The following is a 6832-nucleotide window of genomic DNA, read 5'->3' as shown; positions in this document are numbered from 1 at the left end:
CAAAGGTTTTCTATCACGCTGAAAAGAAGACAAAGGCTGTAAACACGAGGTTTACAGCCTTTTTTCGTTCATTACGCTCTTGAAACGTATGAGCCGTCTGATGTATTAATTACTAGTTTATCTCCTTGGTTCACAAAGAAAGGAACGTTGACGATTAAACCAGTTTCAGTTTTTGCAGGTTTTGAACCGCCTGATGTTGTGTCACCTTTAATACCAGGCTCTGTTTCTACTACTTCTAGTTCTACTGTGTTTGGAAGTTCTACTCCAAGTGTTTCAGCACCGTACATCACGATTTGAACAGACATATTTTCAAGCAAATATTTCAGCTCATCTTTAATTTGTGCTTCACTTAGTTCAAGCTGCTCATAAGAACTTGTATCCATGAAGACATGCTGATCACCATTAGCATACAAGTATTGCATTGTTTTTGTTTCGATTTGAGCTTTCGCTACTTTTTCGCCTGCGCGGAATGTTTTTTCTTGAATGGCACCAGTACGCAGGTTACGCAGTTTCGAACGAACAAACGCTGCGCCTTTCCCTGGTTTTACGTGCTGGAAATCCACTACTCGCCAAATACCGCCGTCCACTTCAATTGTCAGGCCAGTACGAAAATCGTTTACTGAAATCATTTTGTCATCCTCCTACATTTCACCATCATAATATGATAAGTTCTTTCGGTGAGTGGGTCAATCGTTTATTGCCGTCAGCTGTCAGGACAATATCATCCTCAATTCTCACGCCGCCGACATCTGGCAAGTAAATCCCCGGCTCAACTGTGACGACCATTCCCTCTTCTAAAACGACCTCTGATCGTGAGGAAAGGCCTGGCGCTTCATGTACTTCCATACCTAGGCCGTGCCCGGTTGAATGCCCGAAGTATTGACCATAGCCGTACTTTTCAATGATGTCTCGTGTGATGCGATCAGCTTCTTTTCCTGTTAAGCCTGGCTTGATTCTATCCACACCAGCGTTTTCTGCTTCTAATACGATATGATAAATTTCCTTTAGCTTGTCGCTTGGTGTTCCGACAGCAATCGTTCTTGTCATATCAGAACAATAGCCTTTATAGTAAGCACCGAAATCGAGTGTCACTAAATCACCAGATTCAATTACCTTTTCACTCGCTCTTCCGTGCGGCAGGCTTGAACGAACACCAGAAGCAACAATCATATCGAATGAAGATCCTTCAGCACCTTCTTTTCTCATGAAAAATTCAAGCTCGTTCATGACAGCAATTTCCGTCAGGCCCGGCTTGATGTAAGTGAGAATATGATCAAAGGCGTGATCTGCAATCTTCGCAGCTTCCTCTAATATCTTAATCTCTTCACTAGACTTAATCAAGCGCAACTTTTCAACTGATTCAGAGACTGGAACAAGCTCTATATCACCTGCTTTGGCTGCGTACTGCTGATATGTGGCAAATGTCATATGGTTTTGTTCAAACCCAAGGCGTTTTACTCCAAATTCCTTCGCCGTTTGGGCAGCCGTTTCCACAATGTTTCCTTTATGTTCAATGATGTCATAACCTTTGACTTGGTCCTTCGCTTGCTCTGTATAGCGGAAGTCCGTGATAAAAGCTGCCCGGTCCTTTGAAACAACTGCAAGGCCGGCAGATCCGGTAAAGCTGGTCATGTACTGTAAATTAAAGCTGCTCGTAATGACAAGGCCATCGATCTCTAATTCACTTAAAAGTGTTCTTAGTTTTTCAAGTTTCATGATACTGCTCCCCCTTCACTGACTAAATAACGAATCGCCAATTTATACCCTTCTAAGCCAAGTCCAACGATTTGCCCTTGGCATACTGGAGCAAGTACAGAATGATGGCGGAATTCCTCTCTCTTATGAACATTTGAGATATGTACTTCAATGACAGATGAAGAAATACTTGCAATGGCATCTCTCAGCGCATAGCTGTAGTGGGTAAATGCACCCGGGTTAAACACGACTCCATCGTACTGATCTTCTGCTTCGTGGAGCGCATCAATCAAATCTCCTTCGTGATTCGATTGAAAGAACGTTAATTGAATGTTTGCTCGTTCTGCAAACTGGAACAAATCTGTCTCTAAATCTGTCAGCGTCTTACTTCCATAAACAGCAGGCTCTCTTTTGCCAAGCCTATTTAAATTGGGTCCATTCAGTACAAGAAAATGAGGCATATGACCACTCCTTCACCCTAATTCAATCTATATTGAGATCTGTTTCTTTTTCCTTAGAAACCTTTCGTTTCCAAAAATATTTTATCATATGAATAGGTGATTTACACTTTATTCTGTCTTTTTCCCGAGTGCCCTCGCAAGCTTTTGACTCGTCAATTCATTATATTCAAACGAAATGCTGTACCCGACAAACATGCCATATAAAATATATAGGCAAAATGTCGTTACAATGGTGCTTTGCTGCAAGTCATGTACTTGCTTTACATCTGGGAAAATGGGATTAAATACGTAAAAAACGAGCAGCCATAAAAGCCCGCCATAAACCAGACCCATCCAAAAGCCTTTGATCCTTTTTAAAAGCCCATAATAAATAAAGGCGGCTCCAATCGATAAAATTCCTAACAGCATAATACTTATAAAAGTACCAAGTCCTCCCTTTTTCCACTCTCCGAGCACAAATGGCTGAAGCAGCATGTTAGGACTCACCTCTGAAAAATGGAACACATAGGTCAGAAACCCGATAAAGCCCCAAAAAACACCGCCTACAAAGCCTGTAGCAGCTGCTCTTGCCACAAGTGATGTCGTTTGCACGGACTGATTTTTTTCTTCTTGGTTTTTCTTTTCATCACGTTTCATTTGTGAACACCTCCAGCAAGTAGTATGTCCAAAATGTCATGAAAAAAAAGGATTTCCATGCGTGAGTGTAAAATTTTTAAAACAGGGTATACTGGCTAAAAAGAGGTAGATAGAATTCTAGTAGATAATCGACCTGGGCGCTAGTGATTTCCCCTCATTTCCTGTACAATAAAGGTATAAGGAAATGCATGTAAATTACAGGAAACAGGCAGGTTGATGAAATATGTCCAATCAAACAAAACCTCCAGCTTATGGAGGGCAGGCAGTTGTCGAAGGTGTCATGTTCGGAGGTAAGAAGAACTATGTGACAGCGATTCGGCGAAAGGACCAGTCCATTGAGTTTTTGAAGCTTCCCCGGACCTCCAATAAACGAACCGCCTTTCTCAAGAAAATCCCCTTTGTCAGGGGTGTTGCTGCACTTGTTGAAGCAAGCGCAAACGGCAGTAAGCACTTAAACTTCTCCAGTGAGCGATATGACTTAGATCCTTCTGAAGATCATACTCTTGAAAAAGAACAAAAAGGCTCGAAATTATCCATGATTTTCGGCATTGCTGTGATCGGAGTTCTCTCTCTTCTCTTTAGTAAATTTGTCTTTACCCTGGTACCTGTCTTTTTAGCAGAGCTTGTGCGTCCCATCTTTTCAGGGAATTTCGCACAAATCGCAGTGGAAACATTCTTTAAATTGGTCCTTTTATTAGGCTATATTTACTTTATTTCCATGACCCCTTTAATTAAAAGAGTATTTCAATATCATGGGGCAGAACATAAAGTCATAAACTGCTATGAACAGAACCTTGACATCACAGTGGAAAATGTCCAAAAGCAATCCCGTCTGCATTATCGATGCGGCAGCAGCTTTATTTTATTCACTGTCATTGTTGGAATGTTCGTCTATTTACTCGTACCGACAGATCCTTTATGGGTGAGAGTTCTGAACCGCTTGGCGCTCATTCCGGTTGTTCTGGGCATTTCATTTGAAGTGCTTCAGCTCACGAACAAACTCCGAGAAGTGCCTGTACTTAAAGTGCTTGGCTATCCTGGCCTTTGGCTGCAATTGCTTACAACAAAAGAACCTTCTGACGATCAAGTCGAGGTAGCCATTGCAAGTTTTAATGAACTTCTTCGTTTAGAGGAAGCATCTCTAAAACAAGCGTCAGATTCTGCTCATCAAGTGATCTAACTTATAAATCCGGTAAATTCCTTCGGAGGTGGACAGTTATGAATCGCCGAGTACATCCTGCTTTTACCATTATTTTCGCTTTAGGTGTTTTGGGATTTGTGTACTTACTCACAACGAACCCAGGCAGACTTTTTACAATGCTGCTGTCTGTTGTGATCATTGGAGCGGCCCTATTTTTCCTATTTAGATGGCTGATGAATCGAAGAACTGGAACAGAAGGCAATCTTTATCGCAAAGCAGTCAAACAATCAAAACGTCGCTACCAGCAGCCTAAACCAAAAACGAAAAGCCAGATGAAAAATCGGGTCACTCATTTGCGAAGCGTGCCGACTGACCACAAGTCTAAGCCCGTCCTTCTCAAAAAGAAAAGCCAAACACATTTGACTGTGATTGAAGGCAAGAAAAACAAAAAGAAGAATCGCGCCTTATTTTAAAATGTCCAGCTTTTTAAAAATTGCTCGGCCTTCTGTCTACCTAGATCGACGAGCGCCTTTTTCTTTTCTGTCATGAGTTGAAAATCAGTGGCAATGACGTGTTCTACAGGAATAAAAATAATATGACGTTCGTGTTTTGTGGCGATATGTCTTTCGTCATGAGCACCACGCATCGTTTCAAAAAGAGCGCCAAACAGTTCAAACGCATTGCGGATGGAGTGTTGTGGGCGTTCTTTTTCGTTTGGCGTTAATGTGACACCGACGAACGGTCTTTTTTTCTCTTCAGCAAACAGCCAAATTGGAAAATTGCTAAGCACTCCTCCATCTACAATGGTACAAATGCCTTTTGAAGACTTCAGTTTGACAGGTTCGAAAAAATAAGGCAGGCTGCAGCTCATTCGAATGGCCCTCGCCACGGAAAACCGCTCTGGATTCAAGCCATATGAAGGAAGGTCGTCTGGCAGTACGAGGATTTTTCCATTCGTTAAATCGGACGCAACAATTTTCAGCGAATCTTTTTTGAGGTCTCCAAACACGGTGACCCCTTTTCGTTTTAGCACATCAGTCAGCCATTTTTCCAGCCGGTCTCCTTTATAAAGACCAAGACGCCAGTAAATGGATACCCACCTAAGCATTTTGAACGGGATGAATTGACATCTTCTATCAAGCAATTGATGCTCATCCATTTCATCTAAAAGCTCCCGAATTTCCTGGCTTGTAAAACCTGCTGCGATGAGTGAAGCAATGATTGCTCCAGCACTTGTACCAGCAAGACGGACAAATTGAAATCCTCTCGCTTCAAGCGCTTCATAGGCACCAGCAAGCGCTGCCCCCTTAATGCCTCCACCTGAGAACACACCATCTATCTTCATCAAGGAGCCCCCTTTGATTTCACGCTAATAATAGTGTAGGAGCATTTGCTTTCAATTAGAACTTTAATCAAAAAGGACACCCATGCTAAGGGTGTCCTTTTTGATTAAGATTCTTGATTTGTTTGTTCGTTTTTCTTTTGAATCGCTTTCAGCTGAACAGATCGCTCATCGTTTTCTTCAAAAAATTGAACGAGATCGCCGATGCGGTCAATGCTGTTCCAGCTGAGATGATGTTCAATGCCTTCTACATCATCATAAATTTTCTCTTCATCTACACCAATGATTCTTAAAAATTGCTCCAGCAGTTCATGTCTGTATACGAGACGTTTTCCAATTTTTTTGCCTTTCGGGGTTAAAATTAGACCACGATACTTCTCATAAATGAGGTATTCATCTTTATCTAGCTTCTGAACCATTTTTGTTACAGAGGAGGGATGGACAGCGAGTGCTTCTGCAATATCAGAGACTCTGGCATATCCTTTTTCTTCTATCAGCATATAAATTTGTTCAATGTAATCTTCCATACTAGGTGTAGTCATAAAACCCCTCCATAATGCACCTTTACTTAATAATCAACCCAATTCTACACCATCGTTCATTAAAAAACAAGGAGTGTCCATCGTCTTAACGCTTGTAATTCCAATCATCTGAGGCATATTTCGTTTTGGCGAGATGATGGACAAACGCTAATTCTTCATCTGTCAGCTCATAAGGTTCAAGCTCAATATTTAATCCTTTTTCAAATCCTCTTTTAAACGCAACACGCGCATCGTCTATCGTACAAGTTCGGTCTGAGATTTCATTGATAGCAACCGCTTTGTTCTTAAAGCTTCGCTGCATCCGCTCTCTTACCCGGTCGTTAGGATAAAGGAACAAATCGAATAATTTATCCTCATCAAGGTCAATTAAAATAGATCCATGCTGGAGGATGACACCTTTTTGTCTCGTCTGAGCACTGCCCGCTACCTTTCTGCCTTCTACAACAAGCTCGTACCAAGAAGGGGCATCAAAGCATACAGAAGATCTTGGATTCTTTAAGCTTTCCTTTTCTTTATCTGTACGAGGAATGGCAAAATACGCATCGAGTCCCAGCTCTTTAAAGCCTTCTAAAATGCCTTCTGAAATGACGCGGTACGCCTCTGTCACCGTTGCTGGCATTTCTGGATGTTCCTCTGACACGATCACGCTGTAGGTCAGCTCCTGGTCATGTAGTACTCCTCGTCCTCCGGTTGGTCTGCGGACAAATCCAAGACCATAGCGCTTGACAGCTTCTAGGTTGATTTCTTTTTCAACGTTCTGAAAATACCCAACAGATAATGTCGCCGGATCCCATCCATAAAAGCGGATAACAGGCGGAATGAGCTTCTCACTATGCCAATAAAGCAAGGCTTCATCCATTGCCATGTTAAAGGCAGGGTCTTGGTTTCCTGAATCAATGAAACACCATTTCTCTTTTTGCATATAAAATCCCTTCTCTTTTACGTAGTCAATGTTAGATGATGGTGGTGACCACCGGTTTTCTCTCTTCATCAGTCTATCAAATAGGAACGGAAT

The 6832-nt window shown here is 41.9% G+C and carries 9 protein-coding genes; 2 read left to right on the top strand and 7 right to left on the bottom strand.

Going from position 1 to position 6832, the window contains the following annotated elements; translation table 11 throughout:
* Window positions 1-71: 71 nt before the first annotated feature.
* The 4 genes from efp to AMR95_RS18650 all read right to left on the bottom strand — a co-directional run bounded on the left by efp (window position 72) and on the right by AMR95_RS18650 (window position 2792).
* Window positions 72-629 carry an elongation factor P gene (gene efp / locus AMR95_RS18665; RefSeq protein ID WP_024422954.1) on the bottom strand — a complete coding sequence of 186 codons (558 nt, stop codon included), beginning with the start codon at window positions 627-629 and terminating at the stop codon, window positions 72-74.
* A 25-nt stretch (window positions 630-654) separates the two neighbouring features.
* The gene (locus AMR95_RS18660) at window positions 655-1719 is read right to left on the bottom strand and encodes a M24 family metallopeptidase (RefSeq protein WP_172881306.1); all 1065 of its coding nucleotides are present in this window, start codon (window positions 1717-1719) and stop codon (window positions 655-657) included.
* Window positions 1713-2156, bottom strand: a complete 444-nt coding sequence (gene aroQ, locus AMR95_RS18655; RefSeq protein ID WP_058839092.1) for a type II 3-dehydroquinate dehydratase — start codon at window positions 2154-2156, stop codon at window positions 1713-1715. Before aroQ ends, AMR95_RS18660 begins: the two co-directional genes overlap by 7 nt.
* A gap of 108 nt (window positions 2157-2264) precedes the next feature.
* Window positions 2265-2792 (bottom strand): YqhR family membrane protein, encoded by a 528-nt coding sequence (locus AMR95_RS18650; RefSeq protein ID WP_039179901.1) that lies wholly within the window; start codon window positions 2790-2792, stop codon window positions 2265-2267.
* A 223-nt stretch (window positions 2793-3015) separates the two neighbouring features.
* On the opposite strand from AMR95_RS18650, the gene AMR95_RS18645 reads away from it, so the two are divergent.
* Window positions 3016-3972 (top strand): DUF1385 domain-containing protein, encoded by a 957-nt coding sequence (locus tag AMR95_RS18645; protein WP_039179902.1) that lies wholly within the window; start codon window positions 3016-3018, stop codon window positions 3970-3972.
* A gap of 38 nt (window positions 3973-4010) precedes the next feature.
* A complete protein-coding gene (locus AMR95_RS18640) occupies window positions 4011-4406 on the top strand; it encodes an SA1362 family protein (protein WP_039179905.1) in 396 nt (131 codons plus the stop codon).
* Here the strand turns inward: AMR95_RS18640 and AMR95_RS18635 are convergent.
* The 3 genes from AMR95_RS18635 to AMR95_RS18625 all read right to left on the bottom strand — a co-directional run bounded on the left by AMR95_RS18635 (window position 4403) and on the right by AMR95_RS18625 (window position 6739).
* Entirely contained in the window at window positions 4403-5278 is an 876-nt protein-coding gene (locus AMR95_RS18635) for a patatin-like phospholipase family protein (RefSeq protein ID WP_047202281.1), read from the bottom strand. The genes AMR95_RS18640 and AMR95_RS18635 overlap by 4 nt on opposite strands.
* Window positions 5279-5382: 104 nt before the next feature.
* Entirely contained in the window at window positions 5383-5817 is a 435-nt protein-coding gene (mntR, locus tag AMR95_RS18630; RefSeq protein ID WP_003215946.1) for a transcriptional regulator MntR, read from the bottom strand.
* An 85-nt stretch (window positions 5818-5902) separates the two neighbouring features.
* Window positions 5903-6739 carry a lipoate--protein ligase family protein gene (locus AMR95_RS18625; RefSeq protein ID WP_039179911.1) on the bottom strand — a complete coding sequence of 279 codons (837 nt, stop codon included), beginning with the start codon at window positions 6737-6739 and terminating at the stop codon, window positions 5903-5905.
* Between the last annotated feature and the right edge of the window lie 93 nt (window positions 6740-6832).

Origin of the sequence: Bacillus sp. G1(2015b), from assembly GCF_001482475.1 — a bacterium.
GTDB classification, from domain to species: Bacteria; Bacillota; Bacilli; order Bacillales; family Bacillaceae; genus Bacillus; species Bacillus safensis.
Note: the sequence above shows the minus strand (reverse complement) of the source record. Positions and strands in the feature narration are given on the sequence as shown.